At 65.2% G+C, this 18,505-nt stretch carries 21 protein-coding genes and 1 pseudogene; 11 read left to right on the top strand and 11 right to left on the bottom strand.

Annotation, left to right across the window (positions count from 1 at the left end):
- The coding region (locus VN004_RS10935; protein ID WP_325609851.1) for an exodeoxyribonuclease VII large subunit at positions 1 to 366 on the bottom strand (366 nt) is incomplete at its 3' end.
- Between the two features lie 73 nt (positions 367 to 439).
- Between VN004_RS10935 and purD the strand changes: the two genes are divergently transcribed.
- Genes purD through VN004_RS10905 form a run of 6 tightly spaced genes read left to right on the top strand, consistent with a single transcriptional unit; the run spans position 440 to position 5,269 of the window.
- Entirely contained in the window at positions 440 to 1,717 is a 1,278-nt protein-coding gene (gene purD / locus VN004_RS10930) for a phosphoribosylamine--glycine ligase (protein ID WP_325609850.1), read from the top strand.
- 57 nt (positions 1,718 to 1,774) lie between these two features.
- A complete protein-coding gene (locus tag VN004_RS10925; protein ID WP_325609848.1) occupies positions 1,775 to 2,032 on the top strand; it encodes a type II toxin-antitoxin system VapB family antitoxin in 258 nt (85 codons plus the stop codon).
- Positions 2,029 to 2,427 carry a type II toxin-antitoxin system VapC family toxin gene (locus VN004_RS10920; protein ID WP_325609846.1) on the top strand — a complete coding sequence of 133 codons (399 nt, stop codon included), beginning with the start codon at positions 2,029 to 2,031 and terminating at the stop codon, positions 2,425 to 2,427. The genes VN004_RS10925 and VN004_RS10920 overlap by 4 nt, the downstream gene beginning before the upstream one ends.
- Positions 2,428 to 2,453: 26 nt before the next feature.
- Complete coding sequence (locus tag VN004_RS10915; protein ID WP_325609853.1) at positions 2,454 to 3,353, top strand: alpha/beta hydrolase; 900 nt, start codon at positions 2,454 to 2,456, stop codon at positions 3,351 to 3,353.
- Positions 3,354 to 3,359: 6 nt separating this feature from the next.
- Complete coding sequence (locus VN004_RS10910; protein ID WP_325609844.1) at positions 3,360 to 4,445, top strand: phosphotransferase family protein; 1,086 nt, start codon at positions 3,360 to 3,362, stop codon at positions 4,443 to 4,445.
- On the top strand, positions 4,442 to 5,269 hold the full coding sequence (locus VN004_RS10905; RefSeq protein ID WP_325609842.1) for a patatin-like phospholipase family protein: 828 nt from the start codon (positions 4,442 to 4,444) through the stop codon (positions 5,267 to 5,269). The genes VN004_RS10910 and VN004_RS10905 overlap by 4 nt, the downstream gene beginning before the upstream one ends.
- Here VN004_RS10905 and VN004_RS10900 read toward each other — a convergent pair.
- Positions 5,266 to 5,709 (bottom strand): nucleoside deaminase, encoded by a 444-nt coding sequence (locus VN004_RS10900; protein ID WP_325609839.1) that lies wholly within the window; start codon positions 5,707 to 5,709, stop codon positions 5,266 to 5,268. The two genes, VN004_RS10905 and VN004_RS10900, sit on opposite strands and share 4 nt — an antisense overlap.
- 83 nt (positions 5,710 to 5,792) lie before the next feature.
- On the opposite strand from VN004_RS10900, the pseudogene VN004_RS10895 reads away from it, so the two are divergent.
- Together VN004_RS10895 and rsmD are read left to right on the top strand one after the other, a co-directional pair.
- Positions 5,793 to 6,812: pseudogene (locus VN004_RS10895) on the top strand (pseudouridine synthase); the annotation flags it as partial.
- The gene (gene rsmD / locus VN004_RS10890) at positions 6,812 to 7,363 is read left to right on the top strand and encodes a 16S rRNA (guanine(966)-N(2))-methyltransferase RsmD (RefSeq protein ID WP_325609837.1); all 552 of its coding nucleotides are present in this window, start codon (positions 6,812 to 6,814) and stop codon (positions 7,361 to 7,363) included. The pseudogene VN004_RS10895 and the gene rsmD, both read left to right, overlap by 1 nt.
- A 36-nt stretch (positions 7,364 to 7,399) precedes the next feature.
- Here rsmD and mutL read toward each other — a convergent pair whose 3' ends face one another.
- The 4 genes from mutL to VN004_RS10870 all read right to left on the bottom strand — a co-directional run bounded on the left by mutL (position 7,400) and on the right by VN004_RS10870 (position 12,183).
- Complete coding sequence (gene mutL, locus VN004_RS10885; RefSeq protein ID WP_325609835.1) at positions 7,400 to 9,220, bottom strand: DNA mismatch repair endonuclease MutL; 1,821 nt, start codon at positions 9,218 to 9,220, stop codon at positions 7,400 to 7,402.
- 556 nt (positions 9,221 to 9,776) lie between these two features.
- Positions 9,777 to 10,196 carry an alternative ribosome rescue aminoacyl-tRNA hydrolase ArfB gene (arfB, locus tag VN004_RS10880; RefSeq protein ID WP_325609833.1) on the bottom strand — a complete coding sequence of 140 codons (420 nt, stop codon included), beginning with the start codon at positions 10,194 to 10,196 and terminating at the stop codon, positions 9,777 to 9,779.
- A 44-nt stretch (positions 10,197 to 10,240) separates the two neighbouring features.
- Entirely contained in the window at positions 10,241 to 10,843 is a 603-nt protein-coding gene (locus VN004_RS10875) for a class I SAM-dependent methyltransferase (RefSeq protein ID WP_325609831.1), read from the bottom strand.
- Positions 10,844 to 10,869: 26 nt separating this feature from the next.
- Positions 10,870 to 12,183, bottom strand: coding sequence for a glucose-6-phosphate isomerase (locus tag VN004_RS10870; RefSeq protein ID WP_325609829.1), 1,314 nt, complete (start codon positions 12,181 to 12,183; stop codon positions 10,870 to 10,872).
- 205 nt (positions 12,184 to 12,388) lie between these two features.
- Between VN004_RS10870 and VN004_RS10865 the strand changes: the two genes are divergently transcribed.
- Positions 12,389 to 12,805, top strand: a complete 417-nt coding sequence (locus tag VN004_RS10865; RefSeq protein ID WP_325609827.1) for a hypothetical protein — start codon at positions 12,389 to 12,391, stop codon at positions 12,803 to 12,805.
- A 57-nt stretch (positions 12,806 to 12,862) separates the two neighbouring features.
- On the opposite strand, the gene VN004_RS10860 is transcribed toward VN004_RS10865, so the two are convergent.
- The 3 genes from VN004_RS10860 to VN004_RS10850 form a co-directional block, all read right to left on the bottom strand.
- Positions 12,863 to 14,248: an ATP-binding protein gene (locus VN004_RS10860; RefSeq protein WP_325609826.1), complete on the bottom strand. Its 1,386-nt coding sequence runs from the start codon at positions 14,246 to 14,248 to the stop codon at positions 12,863 to 12,865.
- Between the two features lie 86 nt (positions 14,249 to 14,334).
- Entirely contained in the window at positions 14,335 to 15,051 is a 717-nt protein-coding gene (locus tag VN004_RS10855) for a response regulator transcription factor (RefSeq protein WP_325609824.1), read from the bottom strand.
- Positions 15,052 to 15,060: 9 nt separating this feature from the next.
- On the bottom strand, positions 15,061 to 15,600 hold the full coding sequence (locus VN004_RS10850; protein ID WP_325609822.1) for a MarR family winged helix-turn-helix transcriptional regulator: 540 nt from the start codon (positions 15,598 to 15,600) through the stop codon (positions 15,061 to 15,063).
- A gap of 211 nt (positions 15,601 to 15,811) precedes the next feature.
- Between VN004_RS10850 and VN004_RS10845 the strand changes: the two genes are divergently transcribed.
- The gene (locus VN004_RS10845; protein ID WP_325609820.1) at positions 15,812 to 16,696 is read left to right on the top strand and encodes a branched-chain amino acid aminotransferase; all 885 of its coding nucleotides are present in this window, start codon (positions 15,812 to 15,814) and stop codon (positions 16,694 to 16,696) included.
- Positions 16,697 to 16,699: 3 nt separating this feature from the next.
- On the opposite strand, the gene VN004_RS10840 is transcribed toward VN004_RS10845, so the two are convergent.
- On the bottom strand, positions 16,700 to 17,551 hold the full coding sequence (locus VN004_RS10840) for a LysR family transcriptional regulator (RefSeq protein WP_325609818.1): 852 nt from the start codon (positions 17,549 to 17,551) through the stop codon (positions 16,700 to 16,702).
- Positions 17,552 to 17,658: 107 nt separating this feature from the next.
- Here VN004_RS10840 and VN004_RS10835 point away from each other — a divergent pair, with 107 nt between their 5' ends.
- Positions 17,659 to 18,054 carry a tautomerase family protein gene (locus tag VN004_RS10835; protein ID WP_325609816.1) on the top strand — a complete coding sequence of 132 codons (396 nt, stop codon included), beginning with the start codon at positions 17,659 to 17,661 and terminating at the stop codon, positions 18,052 to 18,054.
- A 134-nt stretch (positions 18,055 to 18,188) separates the two neighbouring features.
- Here VN004_RS10835 and VN004_RS10830 read toward each other — a convergent pair.
- The coding region (locus VN004_RS10830; RefSeq protein WP_325609814.1) for a molybdenum cofactor biosynthesis protein MoaE at positions 18,189 to 18,505 on the bottom strand (317 nt) is incomplete at its 5' end.

Here is an 18,505-nt window from a genome sequence, read left to right as displayed (position 1 = left end):
CTTCTTGCGCTCCTCGAGCAGCATCATCAGCGCACCGGCGCCCGCGGGCTCCAGCGTCTCGATGACGATCTGATAATTCGAGCGCCCCGGATAGGTCGTGATGCGCCCGGTGACGATGACCTCCAGCCCTTCCTCGGGCTTGAACCGCATGCGGTTGAAGGTCATCTTCCAGATCACGGCGTCGAGCCGCGCACCCTCGTCCTTGAGGGCGAAATAGACGTGGCCGGACGAATGCGGCCCCCGGTAGCCGGAAATTTCGCCGCGGACGCGCACATAGCTGAAATTGTCTTCGACCGTGCGTTTGAGCGCCTGCGAGACCTCGGAGACGCTCAATTCCACAACATTGATGCGGGCGGCTTCAGACATCTTTGGCGATTCGCTTGCGGGTCGAGACCTTCATGCTACACAAACGACCTCGAAATAAGGCCTTTCGCGACGAATGAACATCCTTCTGCTCGGTTCCGGCGGGCGCGAACATGCGCTGGCCTGGAAGATCGCGGCGAGCCCGCTGGTGGATCGCCTCTATTGTGCGCCGGGCAATGCCGGGATCGCACAGGAGGCCGAATGCGTCGCGCTCGATCCTGCGGACCATGCGACAGTGATCGCCTTCTGCAAGGACAGGAAAATCGACCTCGTGATGGTCGGGCCGGAAGCGCCGCTTTGCGCCGGGATCGTCGATGACCTTGAAGCGGCCGGGATCAAGGCATTCGGACCGAGCAGGGCGGCAGCGCAACTCGAAGGCTCGAAAGGCTTCACCAAGGATCTGTGCCGCGCCCATGCGATTCCAACCGCGGCCTATGAGCGTTTCACCGCGCCGGAGCCGGCGAAGGATTATGTGCGCAAGCACGGCGCGCCGATCGTGGTGAAGGCGGACGGGCTTGCCGCGGGCAAGGGTGTCGTGGTCGCGGAAAATGTCGATCAGGCGTTGCAGGCGATCGACATGATGTTCGAGGGCGGGCTCGGGGCAGCGGGAGCGGAGGTCGTGATCGAGGAATTTCTCGACGGCGAGGAAGCCTCGTTCTTTGCGTTGTGCGACGGCACCACAGCGATCCCGCTTGCCTCCGCGCAGGACCACAAGCGTGCCTTCGACGACGACCGCGGTCCGAATACCGGCGGCATGGGTGCCTATTCGCCGGCGCCGGTGATGACGCCGGACATGACCAGACGCACGATGACGGAGATCATCGATCCGACGCTGCGCGCCATGGCGGCCATGGGTTCACCCTACAAGGGCGTACTCTTCGCCGGCCTCATGATCACCAAGGATGGTCCGAAGCTGATCGAATACAACGTGCGCTTCGGCGATCCGGAGACGCAGGTGCTGATGCTGCGGCTGAAATCCGACCTCGTGCCGGCATTGATGGCTGCGCGCGACGGTGTGCTCAAGTCCTTCGATCTGCGCTGGTATGACGACGCTGCACTGACCGTCGTGATGGCGTCCAAAGGCTATCCGGGCGACTACAAGAAGGGCACGGTGATCGGCGGCCTCGACGAAGCCGCGAAGGTCGAGAGCGTGCAGATCTTCCACGCCGGAACCAGGGCGGAGAATGGGCGCATCCTCGCCAATGGCGGCCGGGTGCTGAATGTCTGCGCTATCGGCCGCAATGTCGCGGAGGCACAGCGGCAGGCTTATGCGGCCGTCGATCGGATCGACTGGCCCGACGGCTTCTGCCGGCGTGACATCGGGCGGCGGGCGATCGAGCGGGAGCAGGCCTAGGCAGCAAATGCGCCGGTCATATATACTCAGATCATTGGAGTATATACGAGGCCCGCAATGGGCATTTTTATCAAGAAGCCGGACACTGAAGCAAAAATCCGGGAACTCGCCGAGCGCACCGGCGAGAGCATTACTGATGCGGTCGACCATGCGGTCGAGGAAAAGCTGCAGCGGCTTCGACCCAAGACGAAAAAGGGGCGCATCGACCGCGAGAAGCTCGCGGAGCTCTTGGCTTATTTCGATTCACTGCCGGTCGACGATCCACGATCTGCTGAAGAAATCATCGGCTATGACGAGCATGGCCTTCCAAAGTGATCGTGGTGGATACCTCCGCTTTGTTTGCGGTCGTCGCCCGTGAACGCGAGCGTGAGACCTTCATCAATATCCTGGATCAAACTGACGGCGCCCAATGCTCGGCCGTCTCATATGTTGAAGCCGTCATGGCGCTGACTGGTCGATCAAAAACCACTGCAGCTCAAAAAGTCAGTGCATTGTTTGAAGAATTCAGAATTGAAATCGTTGCTGTCGATCCAATTCTCGCAGAAGCAAGCGTCGCCGCTTTCGATCTGTATGGCAAAGGCCGACACCGTGCGCGCCTTAACCTTGGCGATTGCTTTTCGTACGCGCTCGCCAAGACCCGCGATCTTCCACTTCTCTTCAAGGGCGACGACTTCGTGCATACCGACATCGTTCCGGCATGGCGTCCATGAGACGCATCGGCTAGAACGGCATGGCCATGACCGACCTCGCCGATCTTTATCCCGGATTTGAATCGCACTGGATCGACACCCAGGCCGGCCGCATGTTCGCGCGCTCCGGGGGCGACGGTCCGCCGCTACTGCTGCTCCACGGCTACGCGCAAACCAATGTCATGTGGCACAAGGTGGCGCCCGCGCTGGCCGCCAAATTCCGCCTGATCCTGCCCGACCTGCCGGGCTATGGCTGGTCGGCTGCGCCGCGCTCCGGCAAGGGGCACGCGCCCTACGACAAGCGCTCGATGGCGAAAGTCATGGTCGAGCTGATGGAGAAGCTCGGCTATGCGCGCTTCTATCTCGCGGGACATGACCGCGGCGGCCGGGTGTCGTATCGCTTGGCCCTCGACCATCCGGGCCGGCTGATCAAGCTCGCGGTGCTCGACATCATTCCGACCTTCGAGATGTGGCACCGCATGGACCACACCCTCGCCATGAAGGTCTGGCACTGGCCGTTTCTCGCGCAGAAATACCCGATGCCGGAAATGCTGATCGAGAAGGCGCCGATCGAATATCTCGATTACAAGATGGCGAGCTGGACCAAGGCCAAGGACCTCTCGGCCTTCGATCCGCGGGCGCTTGCGCATTACCACGCCTTCTTCTCCGATCCGCTGCGGATCCATGCGACGTGCGAGGATTATCGCGCCGGCGCGACCACCGATCTCGGCCATGACGAGTTCGACCACGCCGCACGCAACAAGATTTCTGCGCCGATGATCGCGCTGTGGGGCGCCGCCGGCATTCCGGCCGAAAATTCGCCACTCGCAATCTGGAAGGACTGGGCGAAGGAGGTGTCGGGCAAGCCGATCGACTCCGGCCATTTCCTCGCCGAGGAAAATCCGGAGGCGACGTCACGCGCGTTGCTCGAGTTCTTCCGTTCCTGACGAGCCATGACAGGCATCGACCGGCAGGCGGCCTTTTCCGGAACGAAGGAGGTGGCGCCTGCGCTGGCGATCGATGCGGCGCGCCTTGCTGATTATCTCAAGGGCCGGATCGCTGGCTTCGCCGGCCCGCTGACGATACGCCAGTTTCGCGGCGGCCAGTCCAACCCGACCTATCTTCTGGAGACGCCGCACCGGCGCTACGTGCTGCGCCGCAAGCCACCCGGCAAGCTGCTGCCGTCGGCTCACGCGGTGGATCGTGAATTCCGTGTCATTTCGGCGCTGTCGCAGCATGGCTTTCCGGTGCCCGAGGCGCTGGTCTATTGCGCCGATGACAGCATCGCCGGAACCGCCTTTTATGTGATGAGCTTTGCCGACGGCCGTGTCTTCTGGGACCCGGACATGCCCGGCGCGACGCCGTCCGAGCGCGCTGCGGTCTACGATTCGATGAATGCCACGATCGCGAAGCTGCACAGCTTCGATCCGTCGGCCATCGGCCTGTCCGACTTCGGACGCGGCGAGGGCTATGTCGCGCGCCAGGTAGACCGCTGGTCGAAGCAATATCGCGCGTCGGAGACCGAAACCATCGCGGACATGGATCGGCTGATCGAATGGCTGCCGCGGAACGTGCCGCCGCAGCAGGCGGTGCGCGTTGTGCACGGGGATTACCGCCTCGACAACACCGTGGTCGCGCAGGACCGTCCCGAGATCATCGCGGTGCTGGACTGGGAATTGGCGACGCTTGGCGACCCGCTCGCCGATTTCACCTATCATCTGATGCAATGGCATATGCCGCATTCGGAAAGCCGTGCCGGCACGGGATCACTCGTGGGGCTCGATCTCGCCGCCCTCGGGCTGCCGTCGCTGTCCGATTATGTCGATCTCTATGTGTCGCGCACCGGCTTCGATCCGCGGCCGCATCTGAATGTCTATCTCGCCTATAATTTCTTCCGCATCGCCGCGATCCTGCAGGGCATCATCGGCCGCGTTCGCGACGGCACCGCGACAAGCGAGCATGCGCCGGCGAAAGCGGCGATGATCCGGCCGCTCGCAGCCACGGCGTGGCGCTTCGCGCAGGACGCGGGCGCGCGATGAAAACCGTTGCGCTTGCCCTCGGCGGTGGCGGCGCGCGCGGGCTCGCTCACATCGTCGTGCTCGAAACGCTGGACGAGTTGGGCATCCGTCCGGTCGCCATTGCCGGTACGTCGATCGGTGCCTTGATCGGCGCACCCTATGCTGCGGGCATGAGCGGGGCGGAGCTCCGCAAGCATGTCATGGCGCTGGCGCGCGATCGTGCGGGCGTATTCAGCAAGCTGATCGCCGCCCGCGCCGGCGGCAGCATCGGATCGCTGATCGCGTCCGGACTTCGCAGTGCCGCGCTGATCGACGCGGAGAAATTCTGCGCGCAATTCCTGCCCGATCGCGTGCCGAACGATTTCCGCGAGTTGCAGATCCCGCTCACCATCATCGCTTCGGACCTCTATGCGCGGCGCGAGGCGGCGATTTCGTCGGGCTCGCTTCGCGCTGCGATCGCGGCCTCGATGGCGATTCCGGGGCTCAGCCGTCCGGTCGTGGTGGACGGCCGCGTCATGGTCGACGGCGGCGCCACCAATCCGCTGCCGTTCGATCGCGTGCGCGGTATTGCCGATATCATCATTGCCGTCGATGTGGCAGGTCCCCCGGCCGCGGACTGCACCGACATGCCCGATACGTTCGAATGTTATCTCGCGACAATTCTTGTCATGGCGCAGACAATCATCGACGAGAAGATGAAGCATGGCGCGCCCGACATCGTGCTGCGGCCGAATGTCGGGGTTTTCCGTGCGCTCGATTTCCTGCGGGCGAGCGCGATCCTGCGCGCGTCCGAGCCGGTCCGGGCCGAGTTGCGGGAGAAGCTCGGGACGCTGCTGGCCGCCTAGCGCCGCGCCGCGAAAAAGTCCTTCAACAGCGCCGAGGCTTCGCGCTCCCCGATCTCGCCATAGACCTCCGGCCGGTGATGGCAGGTCGCGGCTTCGAAAAACCGCACGCCATTGTCCACCGCGCCCCCTTTTGGATCGGCCGCGCCGTAATACAGGCGGCGGATGCGGGCGAAGGAAATGGCGCCCGCGCACATCGCGCATGGTTCGAGCGTGACGTAGAGGTCGCAATCGGTCAGGCGTTCGGTATCCAGAATGCGCGCGGCCTCGCGTAGCGCGACGATTTCGGCATGGGCGGTCGGGTCGCGGTCGGTAAGCGTGCGGTTGGCGGCCCCTGCGATGACGGCACCATCGCGGACCACCACGCAGCCGACCGGAACCTCGCCGGCCGCCGCGGCGGCCCGGGCGAGATCCAGCGCCTGGTCCATGAAGCTTCGCGACATCGGCGTCCTTATATGGGCGCTTTATTCGTGCGCCAATGCCCGGCATAAGACTGCCTATGGCTCAACAGGAAGAATCGAGTGTCGCGGGCGACCGGATCGCCAAGGTGATGGCCCGCGCCGGGCTGTGCTCGCGGCGCGAGGCGGAAGCCTGGATCTCGCAGGGACGCGTGTCGGTGAACGGCGCCGTGATCTCGTCGCCCGCGCTCAACGTCACGGCGCGGGACAAGATCGCGGTGGATGGCAAGCCGCTGCCGCAGCGCGAGCGCACACGGCTGTTCCTGTATCACAAGCCGCGCGGCCTCGTGACGACGCATGCCGACCCCGAAAAGCGCCCGACCATTTTCGAGAAGCTGCCGAAGACCCTGCCGCGCGTCGTCAGCGTGGGGCGGCTCGATCTCAATACCGAAGGCCTGCTCCTTCTGACCAATGACGGCGGGCTTGCGCGCGTTCTTGAAATGCCGTCCACCGGATGGCTGCGGCGCTATCGGGTGCGGGCGCATGGCACGGTGACGCAGCCGCAGCTCGATGCGCTGCGCAAGGGCGTGACGGTCGACGGCATTCGATACGGCGCGATCGAGGCGACGATGGATCGCGTGCAGGGCGCCAATGTCTGGCTGACCTTCGCCATCCGCGAGGGCAAGAACCGCGAAGTGCGCAATGTGCTGGAGCATCTCGGGCTGAAGGTGAATCGCCTGATCCGCGTCTCGTTCGGCCCCTTCCAGCTCGGCGAACTTCCCGAGGGCGCGGTCGAAGAAGTGCGGACGCGGCATCTGCGCGAGCAGCTCGGCGAGCGTATCGCCAAAGAGTCGGAGGCGGATTTCACCGGGCCGATCAGCGTCATCACGGAACCCGAGCCCGACGACGATCTCATTGTGCCCCATCCGCGTGAGCGCGGCAGAGCTGCAAAGCTTCCGAAGCAGGCTTCACCGAAACCCTCGCACGCAACCAAGCCGCAGCACGCAGGCAAGCCGCGCGCGGACGAGGCGAAGCCGAAAGGTAAGGCCGCGCGTCCGTCGCGCGACCGTTTCCGCACGTCGGATCGCCCCGCCACCGGCCGCGTCAAGCGCGAACAGCGCGGCAAACGGCCGAAGCGGACATTCTGATGCGCATCGTCGGCGGCAGGTTTCGCGGCCGCACGCTCACCGGCCCGCGATCGCAAGGCATCCGGCCGACCTCGGACCGCACGCGCGAATCCATCTTCAACATCCTGACGCATGCCTATGGCGATCCGGTCACTGATGCGCGCGTGCTCGATCTGTTTGCCGGCACCGGCGCGCTCGGACTGGAAGCGTTGTCGCGCGGTGCGGCGTTCGCGCTGTTCGTGGATGACGGCGCGGAGGCGCGTGCGTTGATCCGGCAGAACGTGGAAACGATGGGCACCGCCGGCATCAGCCGCATCTTCCGGCGCGATGCGACGAGGCTCGGTGACGTGCATCCGAACGAGCCGTTCTCGCTGGTGTTTCTCGATCCGCCCTATGGCAAGGGGCTCGCGGAGAAGGCGCTTGCGTCGGCCCGTTCCGGCGGATGGCTGAGGGACGACGTGCTGATCGTGGTCGAGGAAGCAAAGAACGCGTTCGTGACGCCGGAGGGGTTCGAGGAGATCGAGCGCCGGGATTACGACGATACGGAGATTGTGTTTTTGCGGCTGGCTTAAAGCCCGTCGCAATGGCGATGACGCGGACATGAGCAATCACTTCCGCCCGAACAGCCGCTCGATATCCGTCAGCTTCAGCTCCACATAGGTCGGGCGGCCGTGATTGCATTGTCCGGAATTCGACGTGATCTCCATTTCGCGCAGCAGCGCGTTCATTTCCTCCGCCTTCAGCCGGCGTCCGGCGCGCACCGAGCCATGGCAGGCCATGGTGGCGGCGACATGCATCAGCCGGCGCTCCAGCGGCAGTCCGTCGTCCCATTCCGCCATGTGCTCGGCGAGATCGCGCACCAGCGCCGCCGCATCGATCTCGCCAAGGAGCGACGGCGTTTCGCGCACGGCGACCGCGCCGGGTCCGAAACTCTCCAGGACAAGGCCGTATTTCTCAAGCTCCGACGCGCGCGCGGTCAGCCGTGCGACATCGCTTTCGTCCATCTCGACGATCTCGGGGATCAGGAGGATCTGGCGCGGGACGCCGTCTCGATCCACCGCCGCCTTCAGCCGCTCATAGACCAGCCGCTCATGCGCGGCATGCTGATCGACGATGACGAGTCCGTCGCGGGTCTGTGACACGATGTAGGTGTCGTGCACCTGCGCACGCGCCGCGCCCAGCGGCTTGTCGAGCGCATCGGCCGCGGGCGCGATCGTCTCGACGCGCGCGCTGGCAGCGGCGGGGCCGACATCGAACACCGCCTGCGCCGCCTCCGCGAGACCGAGCGCCGCGTTGCCGTGCGACGGGAAGGACTGCACCGGGTAGGGCGCTGCGGGCGAACGCCGCCAGTCCCATCCGCCCCGTGGCGGCGACGATGCCGGGCGCAGCGCGCTGATCGTCGCTTCGCCGCCGGTGCTTGCGGCGCGGCCCGCTTCCCGCGTCAACGCCTCGCGCAGAGCGCCGAGGATCAGGCTCCGCACGAGGCCGGGATCGCGAAACCGCACCTCGGTCTTGGCCGGATGGACATTCACATCGACTTCGCGCGGATCGATGCTGACGAACAGGGCGAGCGCAGGATAGCGCCCGCGCGGCAGATAATCGGCATAGGCGGCCTGGACCGCGCCGATCAGGAGCTTGTCGCGCACCGGCCGGTCGTTGACGAACAGATATTGGCCGAGCGAATTGGCGCGGGAATAGGTCGGCAGCGCCGCGAAGCCCTCAACGAAGAGGCCCTCGCGGCCGGCGCGCACCTCCACCGCATTGTCGCGGAAATCGGCGCCGAGAATGTCGCCGAGCCGCGCCAGCCGTCCGGCCGGACCCGGCAGCGCCGCCGGCCAGGTGACATGCGCGCGCTCCTCTCCGGCAAGGGTGAAGGCGACATCGGGCCGGCTCATCGCGAGCCGCCGCACCACCTCGCGCACGGCTTCGCCTTCGGCCCGCTCGCTCTTCATGAATTTCAGCCGCGCCGGGGTCGCATAGAACAGGTCGCGGACCTCGACGCGGGTGCCGGACTTGAGCGCGGCCGGAGCGGGCGCAGATTTGGAGCCGGCCTCGACATCCAGCGCCCAGGCGTGCGGCTCGCCGGCATGGCGCGTCACCACGGTGAGCTTCGACACCGCGCCGATCGAGGGCAAGGCCTCGCCGCGAAATCCGAGCGTCGCGATCGCCATCAGGTCGTCGTTCTCGGCGAGCTTCGAGGTGGCATGGCGCTCGACCGCAAGGCAGAGATCGGCCTTGGTCATGCCGGAGCCGTCGTCGGTGACCCGGATCAGCCGCAGGCCGCCGCCGTCGGTCACGATCTCGATTTTCCGCGCGCCGGCATCGAGGGCGTTCTCGACGAGTTCCTTCACGGCGCTGGCAGGCCGCTCCACCACCTCGCCAGCGGCGATGCGGTTGACCAGGGCCTCGGAAAGCTGACGAACGGGCATAGTGGGACTTTACCGGATTCGGGGGGTGGACGCGCGCGAGCGTCATCGCCCCTGTTATTTGGCCGGCGCGGGGACGCCGCAATTGCGGAAGGGTGAGGGGAATGATGCGCCGAAAGACGCAGGGCATTCCTGGTGTGCCGCACGCCATTTCTGACGCGCGGCCGCCTTACGGCGCATCATCGCGGCGATTCATCTGCATGGGGCCGCGCTTTGCCTCCATGCGCCTCAAGCTGCGCATGGCGTCAGCCGGCTCCCGGCAGGGGTCCCTAGTGACCCCGGGCGGTGCCCCCATGCAGCCCGGGAGCGCGGCCGACGAAACCGCGCGCGCAGGCGCCGCACCCCGCTCCATCAATCGGCGTCACCGGTTGACGCCCCTCGTTGAGCGAGGTGACCGGAATTAGACATATATTCCTAGTAACGTCAAGAACGAATTGGTTCGTCGGCGCGGCTTCGCCCCGCTTTACTCCCCCTCACGGCCCCATGCTTCGCGTCATTGCGAGGAGCGCAGCGCAACGAAGCAATCCATGACCGAATGATCGCCGTCGCGGACGCCCCGTCAATCCAGCCGGACCTTGCCGCGCTTGTCCTTCACGTCCGAGCGGCGCTTCTTGCCTTCGAGGCGCTTGGTTTTCGAGGCCTTGGTCGGCTTCGTGGCGCGCCGCGGTACCGGCTTCACCGACGCCTCGCGGATCAATTCGATCAGCCGCTCCCGCGCTTCGGCTCGGTTGCGCTCCTGCGTGCGGTTGGTCTGTGCGATGATGACGAGGACGCCGTCCTTGGTGAGCCGCTTGCCCGCGAGCTTCATCAGCCGGATCGCGACATCGTTCGGCAGCGAGGGCGAACGCCGCACGTCAAAGCGAAGCTGCACCGCGGTCGAGAGCTTGTTGACATTCTGCCCGCCGGGACCGGACGAGCGCACGAAGCTCTCCTCGATCTCGTCCTCGTCGAGACTGATGGTGTCGGTGATGCGGATCATGGGTTCAGTGTAGCGCTATTCGCGCGACAATATGAATGAGGTCGTCACGTCCGCTGCGCCAGCCAGACGGTGTGACCGTTGCACGCCGGATCGTCGGCGACATGCTGCACCACGTCGAAGCCGTGCGCTGCGAGAAGCGCGCGGTATTCGTCCGGATCGAGGCTCGCGTGGTAAAGCGGCTCGCCTTCGAATGTGCCGATGGCTTCACCGAAAGCCGGACCGCTGGTGAACATCAGCGCGGCGCCCGGAGCTGCATGCGCCTGAAAGACCGCAAACATGCGCCGCTGGTCGTCCGGCGTCAGGTGGAAGAAGCTGTCCCAGGCGATCAGGCCGTCGAAGGTCCGCCCGAGCGCGAGGTCGCGCATATCCGCGACGTCCCACGTCTGCCGCGGAAAACGGCCGCGGCAGATCTCGATCAGCGCCGGCGATGAATCGATGCCGGTGACGCGGAAGCCGCGTGCGATCAGGTCGTGCGCGATCGGCTCGCCCATGCCGCATCCGATATCGAGAACGCAGCCGCCGGCGGGCACCAATGCCGCGAAGCGATCGAGCCAGGATTTTTCGAACAGATTGCGGGCGCGCAGCCGGTCATAGGCCTGCGCGTGGCGCTGGTAGAGCGGGACGATCGTGTGGGCGGCGTCGGACATGAAGGCACACCGTCCGCAGGGCAGGGTTATTCCTTCCCGGCAAGATAGCGCTTCGCCAGCACCTTGCCTTCTTCCACCGCGGGCTGGTCGAAGGCGTCGACGCCCAGAAGCTGGGCTGCGATGATCGTCTCCAGCATGAAATGCATGAGGAGTTCACCAAGCGATCTCTCGTCGATCGTATCGAGATGCATGGTGCGCACCGGGCAGCCGTTCTTTGCCAGCGTCTCGGCTGTCGCGCGTCCCTGTGCCGCGACGAGATCACCGATGGTCTTGCCGCCGAAATCCGGTTCGCCCGCGCGCTTGGCGAGAGCGGGGTCGATCGCGGGGCCCTTGCCTGCGACGGCGGTGGTGATCACCGTGAACAGCTTGTCGCGCGGGCCGGCGATGAAAAGCTGCAACTGGCTGTGCTGATCGACCGGGCCGAGCGCGCCGAGCGGCGTCGTGCCCTTGCCGTCCTTGCCGAGGCTTTCGGCCCAGAGCTGGACGTACCATTTGACGAACTTTTCCAGCCGGTCGGCATAGGCCATCACCGCGGAGATGCTCTTGCCCTTGTCTTCGGCGAGCGCGACCGACAGGGCGGCGCCCAGCGCTGCGGGGACTTCGCGCGCGGGCTTTCCCGCCAGCACCGGCGCAAGAGCAGACGCCGCGCCTTCGCGAAGTGCGACCATGTCGAGGCCGAGGATCGCAGCCGGCAGCAGGCCGACATTGGTGAGCGCCGAAAACCGCCCGCCGACGCCAGTATCGTGATCGAGGAAGGCGACGCCTTCCGGTTCGAGAAGATCGCGCAGCGCATTGCGCTTGCCGGGCTTCGCCGGCTCGCTCAGCCCCAGAAACACTTCGTCGATCGCAACATTCTGCGCCTTGCAGACGGACAGCGCGGCCGCGGTCTGCATCAGCGTCTCGCCGGTGCCGCCGGACTTGGAGATCGCGACGAAGCGCGATGTCGCAAGCGGCAGCCGCGCCAGCAGCAGCGCGAAGCTCATGGGATCGAGGTTGTCCATGAAATGGATGCGCGGCCCGACGCGCAATGAGCCGACGCCCGGCACCGCATAGCCGGCGAGCTGGGCGAGGGTCTGTCCGCCGAGGCTCGATCCGCCGGTGCCGAGGAAAACGATATCCGTCGCACCCTCGGCAAGGGCGTTCGCCGCCGCCTCGACCGCTGGGAGGTCGCCCCGTTCGGCCGGCAGATGCAGCAGCCGCAGGCCGTTATCGGCATGACGCGCGCGCAGCCACTCGAGCGCGGCCTCGCAACGCGCGAGCGCTTGCTCAAGAGCGGCGTCGGAGATGCCGTGCGAGCCGATTTCAGTCTCGCGGGCAAGGTCGATGGATTGGGTGATCATGGGCATGCTCTATCGGAGGCGAAGCGTTAGGCCAATGGGTCGTGCTGTCGGATGGCTTTGCAACATGGTCTTTCCGGGGCGCGAGACAGGGCCGCCGCGCGATCTGTCGCATGGAAATGACCACGCTTTGTTAATCTTGAACGCTGTAGCTGGGCGATTGCTCCCTCCGTGCGGAGGCGATGCGTCCCTCAGTCCAGGAGACACCATGTCACTCATTCTCAAGATCGCTCCCGCGCTCGTGGTCTCGGCAGCCTTGATGGCTCCCGCCGCCGCAGCGCCGGTCGGCCCGAACACGATGAGCCTTCCGGATTCGCAACTTATCCAGGTCAAAAACCACGGCGGCGGCAAAGGTCACGGTGGCAAGGGTGGCCATCATGGCGGCAAGGGCGGCCATCACGGCGGCAAGGGCGGCCATCACGGCAAGCCGCACAGCCACGGCCACCATGGCCGGCCTCACCACGGTCACGGCCACGGGCACGTGCATTGGCATCATGGCAAGCGCTGGGTGCCGGGTGCGACCTATTACGTCGCCCCTCCCGGCTGGCGGCAATATGGCGCGCGTCCGGCCAACTGGCAGATGCTTGGCTGCGTGGTCGTGAACGGCTTCTGGTTCTGCCCGTAAGCTCGTCCGCCAGCGGACTAAAGCGAAAGCCCCGGCCCTCGCCGGGGCTTTTTGCATTCACACCGGCACGCGTACGGTCGCGCGCAGACCGCCGAGCGGGGAATCGCCGAGCATGATGTCGCCGCCATGCGAGCGGGCGATGTCGCGGGCGATGGCGAGGCCGAGACCGGTGCCGCCCTGATCCTGGTTGCGGGCATCGTCGAGCCGCAGGAACGGCTTGAACACTTCCTCGCGCTGCGCGACCGGTATGCCCGGGCCGTCATCGTCGATGGTGACGGTGAGCCAGCGGTGGTCGCGATGTCCGGTGATCGCGATCGAATGCGCGTAGCGCGCCGCGTTGGTGACGAGATTGGCGAGGCAGCGCTTGAAGGCGGCCGATTTCACGGTGACGATCGGCTGACCGGTGAATTCGACACTCGCCTTGTGGCCGGTGCGTTCGGCGTCGTCCTTCAGTTCTTCGAGGAACGCCGCCATGTCGGTCGGCGAGGCCTGCTCGCCCATGTCGCCGCGGGCGAAGGCGAGATAGGCCTCGAGCATGCGCTGCATTTCCTCGACGTCCTTTTTCAGCGCGTCGATCTCCGGTGCATTGCCGAGCATCGCCAGCTCGAGCTTGAAGCGGGTGAGGATGGTGCGCAGGTCGTGCGAGACGCCGGCGAGCATCGTCGTGCGCTGCTCGATCGCGCGTTCGACACGGAGCTTCATCTCGATGAAGGCGACCGCTGCGCGCCGCACCTCGCGCGCGCCCCGCGGCCGGAAATTCGGCATGTCGCGGCCCTTGCCGAACGCTTCCGCGGCATCGGCGAGACGCAGGATCGGCCGGATCTGATTGCGCAGGAAGATGATGGCGACCGTCAGCAGCACCAGCGAGGTGCCGACCATCCAGAACAGGAAAATCTCCGAGTTCGACGCATAGGCGGCGCTGCGCGGCGCCAGCACGCGCATCACCGCATTGTCGAGCTGGATGCGGATCTCGACGAGCGCGGATTTGCCGACCGTATCGATCCAGAACGGGCGCTTGATCTTGCGCAATTCCACCGACAGCGCCTGGTCGAGCAGCGAGAAGAAGGGCTTCGGTCCCGGCGGCGGCATTTCGGAGGCCGGCAGAAAATCGACCACGAGGCCGAGCCGCTCCTGCGCAATCCGCCGGATCTGCGTGCTCTGCGCGTCCTGCGGGTAGCCGCGATACACATCGATCAACGCCGCGATGTCGGACACCACCGCCGAGGAGAGTTTCTGCGTCACCGAGTTCCAGTGCCGCTCCATGAACACGAAGGCGACCACCGATTGCAGGATCACCATCGGCGCGATGATGATCAGCAGCGCACGGGCATAGAGCCCGGTCGGCATGAAGCGCTTGATGGTCCGGCCGAGACGGTCCCAGGCCGAGTTGACGCGGTAGGCTGCGGAGCGAATGGTTTGAAGGCCGATGTCGAGACTGGTCATCGCAGCCTTCCGTAACACCGCTCATTCCCGCGAAGGGGACGATTGGCCGAGGGTGCTGCGTGCCCGGTGCGCTGCATGCCTTCCGCTCAGGGTGAGACCACCAGCCGATAGCCGATGCCGCGCACGGTTTGCACGAATAACGGATTGGCGGGGTCTTTCTCGATCTTGCGACGCAACCGGTTCACCTGCACGTCGACGGCGCGCTCGTTCACCGCGGGATCGTTGCCTGCGAGCGCAAGCCGCGGCACGGTCTCGCCCGGCGTTGCTGCGAGCACCCGCAGCATGTCGCGTTCGCGATCGGTCAAGCGGACGATGTCCTCGCCGCGCTTCAGTTCGCCGCGCGAGATGTGAAACACGAATTCGCCGAACCGCACCGATTCCACCGGCACCGGAACTGCGGGCTGTGCGCGCTTGAGAATATTGTTGATGCGCAGCGACAATTCGCGCGGCTCGAAGGGCTTTGCGACGTAATCGTCGGCGCCGATCTGCAGGCCTTCGATGCGCATGGCAGTCTCGTCGCGTGCGGTCAGCATCAGGATCGGCACGCTCGATGTCGAGCGCAGCGACTTCGCCAGATCGAAGCCGCTCTCGCCAGGCATCATGACGTCGAGGATCAGGAGATCGAAATGCAGGCCGTGCAACTTCGCACGCGCCTCGGCGGCATTGTCGGCGGTGGTGACGCGATAGCCTTCCGCCGCGAGAAAGCGTGACAACAGGTCGCGAATGCGCCGGTCGTCGTCCACCACAAGGAGATGCGGTGCATCGTCGGCCGGACTTGGCGGAGCCGCGCGGGTAATCTCCATCGACGGGCCTCAGGGCTTGGCGTGTCTGAGCCTGTCGGCACGCGTGATTAATTGCAGCACGTGATCCCGCTCGCGATGATCGATCATCGCGATCAGGAACTTGCGGGCATCCTCATGCGCGCCGGGACCGATATCGGTGAGAGCGCGCGCGATCCGTTCGGTCTGCAGGCTGGCAAGCTTCATGGCCAGCGCTTCGCCCTTCGGCGTGGCATAAAGAAGGCGCTGACGCCGGTCGCTCTCGCCTTCCTTCTGCAGCACATAGCCCTGATCGACGAGCTGCTTCAGGACGCGGCCAAGCGATTGCTTGGTGATGTTGAGGATATCGAGGAGGTCGGCCACCTTGATGCCGGGATGCCGCGTCACGAAATGCAGCACCCGGTGATGGGCGCGGCCGAACCCGAATTTCGCCAGCGCCTCGTCCGCGTCCGCCACGAAATCGCGATAGGCGAAGAACAGGAGCTCGATCAGGTCCCAGACCGGCTCCCCGGCTGGCCGCGCGGGGGCGGCTTCGAGAATGGCAAGGCGATCGCGGAGCGAGGTCAGGGGCATGCTGAGTTTCTGCGGTTATTTAGGTCAGCACTATTGACATAATTTCGGAAGATTGTTACCGAAACTGGCACTGGAACGAAATATCCTGCTTTATGGGGCCGGCCGGTTCCGGCGCATCTGCGCCAATCCTGGTCGGACAATAATGGCAATGGACGGATCAGGCAAAAGGGCCTGATGAGTGTCCGGCCGAGCTTCGCCAAGGAGGAAGCTGATGTCCGTGTCCTTCCATGACCTGCCGGGAGCGATCTGGTTCGACGGAAAGCTCGTCTCCGGTCCGGACGCGAAGATCCACATCCTGACGCACGGGCTGCATTACGCGAGCGCGGTGTTCGAAGGCGAGCGCGCCTATGGCGGCGTGATCTTCAAGAGCACGGAGCATTCCGAGCGGCTGAGGAGGTCGGCCAATATCCTCGATTTCGATATTCCCTATTCGGTCGCCGAGATCGACGCCGCCAAGCGCCTCGTGATCGAAAAGAACAACATGCCGGATTCCTATGTGCGCGCGATTGCCTGGCGCGGGTCGGAGCAACTCGGCGTGTCGGCGCAGAACAACGTCATCCATCTCGCGATCGCCGCCTGGCAATGGCCGAGCTATTTCGATCCCGAGCAGCGGCTGAAAGGCATCAGGCTCGACCTTGCGGAATATCGGCGTCCGGACCCGCGCACCGCGCCCTGTCTTGCAAAGGCGGCGGGCCTTTACATGATCTGCACGGTGTCGAAGCACCGCGCCGAGCGTCGCGGCTTCGCCGATGCGATGATGCTCGACTGGGAAGGGCGGGTCGCCGAATGCACCGGCGCCAACATCTTCTTCATCAAGGATGGCAAGATCCATACGCCGACGGCGGATTGCTTCCTCGATGGTATCACCCGCCGCACGGTGATCGATCTCGCCAAGCGCCGCGGCTTCGAGGTGATCGAGCGGCGCATCATGCCGGAAGAACTGACGGGCTTCTCCGAATGCTTCATCACCGGCACCGCGGCCGAGGTCACGGCGGTGGCGCAGATCGACAAGTGGACCTTCACGCCCGGCGCCATCACCAAGCAGTTGATGGACGACTACACCGCCGAAGTGCAGCCGAAGTCGCGCGCGGCCTGATCGTCAGGCCGCCGTCGAGCGGATGGCGGCCGCAAGCGTCTTGAGCGACTGCCGCGCCGCGGGATCGGACATACTCGCATAGAGAACGAGTTCGCGCGTCGGCAGCGGCGGCAGCCCGAGTGCCGGGCCGACATCGACGCAGTCCTTCGGTGCGACGCGACGGCCGAGCACGGCAATCGCAAGCCCCGCCGATACTGCGGCGGCGATGGTGCCGACGCCGCCGCCCACGAACACCTCTGTCCAGGGAATGCCGGACTGGTCGAGCGCGCTGACGCCCATGTTGCGCATCCCGCAAATGTCGGATTGACCTGCGAGCGGCAGCGGCTCGCCGGGGCGATGCACGAAATCGCGTGCGGCCATCCAGCCGAAACTCTCGGACAGCAGCACTTCGCCACCGCGCCGCCCGGCGTCATGCCCCTGCACGATCACGGCATCGAGCGCGCCATTGTCGAATGACGCGAGCAGGTCGCGCGAGCTGCCGACATGCATTTCCAGCACGAGGCCCGGCTCGGCGCGCTTCACGCGCTGAAGCACGAGCGGCAATTCCCCGCCGACGGCATGATCGCTGATGCCGACCGCCAGCCGCCGCCGCTCGACCGAGAAGGCATCGAGCGCATTGCCGTGGGCTGCAATCAGGGTGCGCGCCCGCTCGAGGAACGTCTCTCCCGCGGCGGTGAGACGCACGCGCCGAGGCGTCCGTTCGAACAGCCGCCGGCCGAGCCCATCCTCGAGGCGCTTGATCTTCAGGCTCACCGCGGCCTGCGTCGAATCCATCGCCTCGGCGGCGCGGGTGAAGCTCGAAAGATCGGCGACGAGGACAAAAGCCTGGACGGTTTCGATGTCGAGCGCCTTCATGGCCTATTATAACAAATGAATATCATTGAAATATGATTTCATATTATTTTCGAATGATCAATCCGGCGCTAAGTCCTCTGCCAGTTCATTCCGAGGAGGACAGAACCATGCCGCTCACCCGTGTTTTCCTGCGCCGGGGCAAGCCGGCCGCCTACCGGCAAGCCATTCTCGACGGCCTCTACGAGGCGATGCGCGAGACCTACAACGTCCCCGAGAACGACTACTTCATGGTGGTCACCGAGCATGACGGGGTCGATTTCAGGGGCAGCCCGAATTATCTCGGCGTTGCGCGCAGCGACGATCTCGTGATCGTGCAGCTGACCGTCAGCAACACGCGGAGCTTTGCGCAGAAGAAGGCGCTGTACCGCCGCGTGGTGGAAAAGCTCGCCGCCAATCCGGGCCTGCGCCCGGAGGATGTCTTCATCAATTTGGTCGAGACGCTGCCCGAGAACTGGTCGATGGGTCACGGCGTTGCGCAATACGCCAAAGACCAGGCGGCGTGAGCCTCTCTCACTGTCATCGCCCGCGAAAGCGGCCGATCCAGTCAACACAACTGCTTCAAGAGTTTACTGGATGCCCCGCTTTCGCGGGGCATGACAAGAAATCGGTGAGGCGACTCCGCCTCAACCGAAATTGCCTACGACCGCTCCTTCACCCAGCGCGCCGCCGCGTCGTCGTCAGCCTCTTTCGCCGCGACCCAATCGGTGCCGGACGGCCGCTCTTCGAGTTTCCAGAACGGTGCGCGCGTCTTCAGATAATCCATCAGGAACGAGGCCGCTTCGAACGCCGCCTGCCGGTGCGCGGAGGCGGTGACGACGAGCACGATATTGTCGCCGGGCTGCATGCGGCCGAAGCGGTGAATGACCGTGACCCCGAGCAGCGGCCAGCGCTGTTCCGCCTCGGCGACATGGCGCGCAATCTCTTCCTCCGCCATGCCCGGATAATGTTCGAGGG

Source organism: Pseudorhodoplanes sp., assembly GCF_035565855.1.
Lineage (GTDB): Bacteria > Pseudomonadota > Alphaproteobacteria > Rhizobiales > Xanthobacteraceae > Pseudorhodoplanes.
Note: the sequence above shows the minus strand (reverse complement) of the source record. Positions and strands in the feature narration are given on the sequence as shown.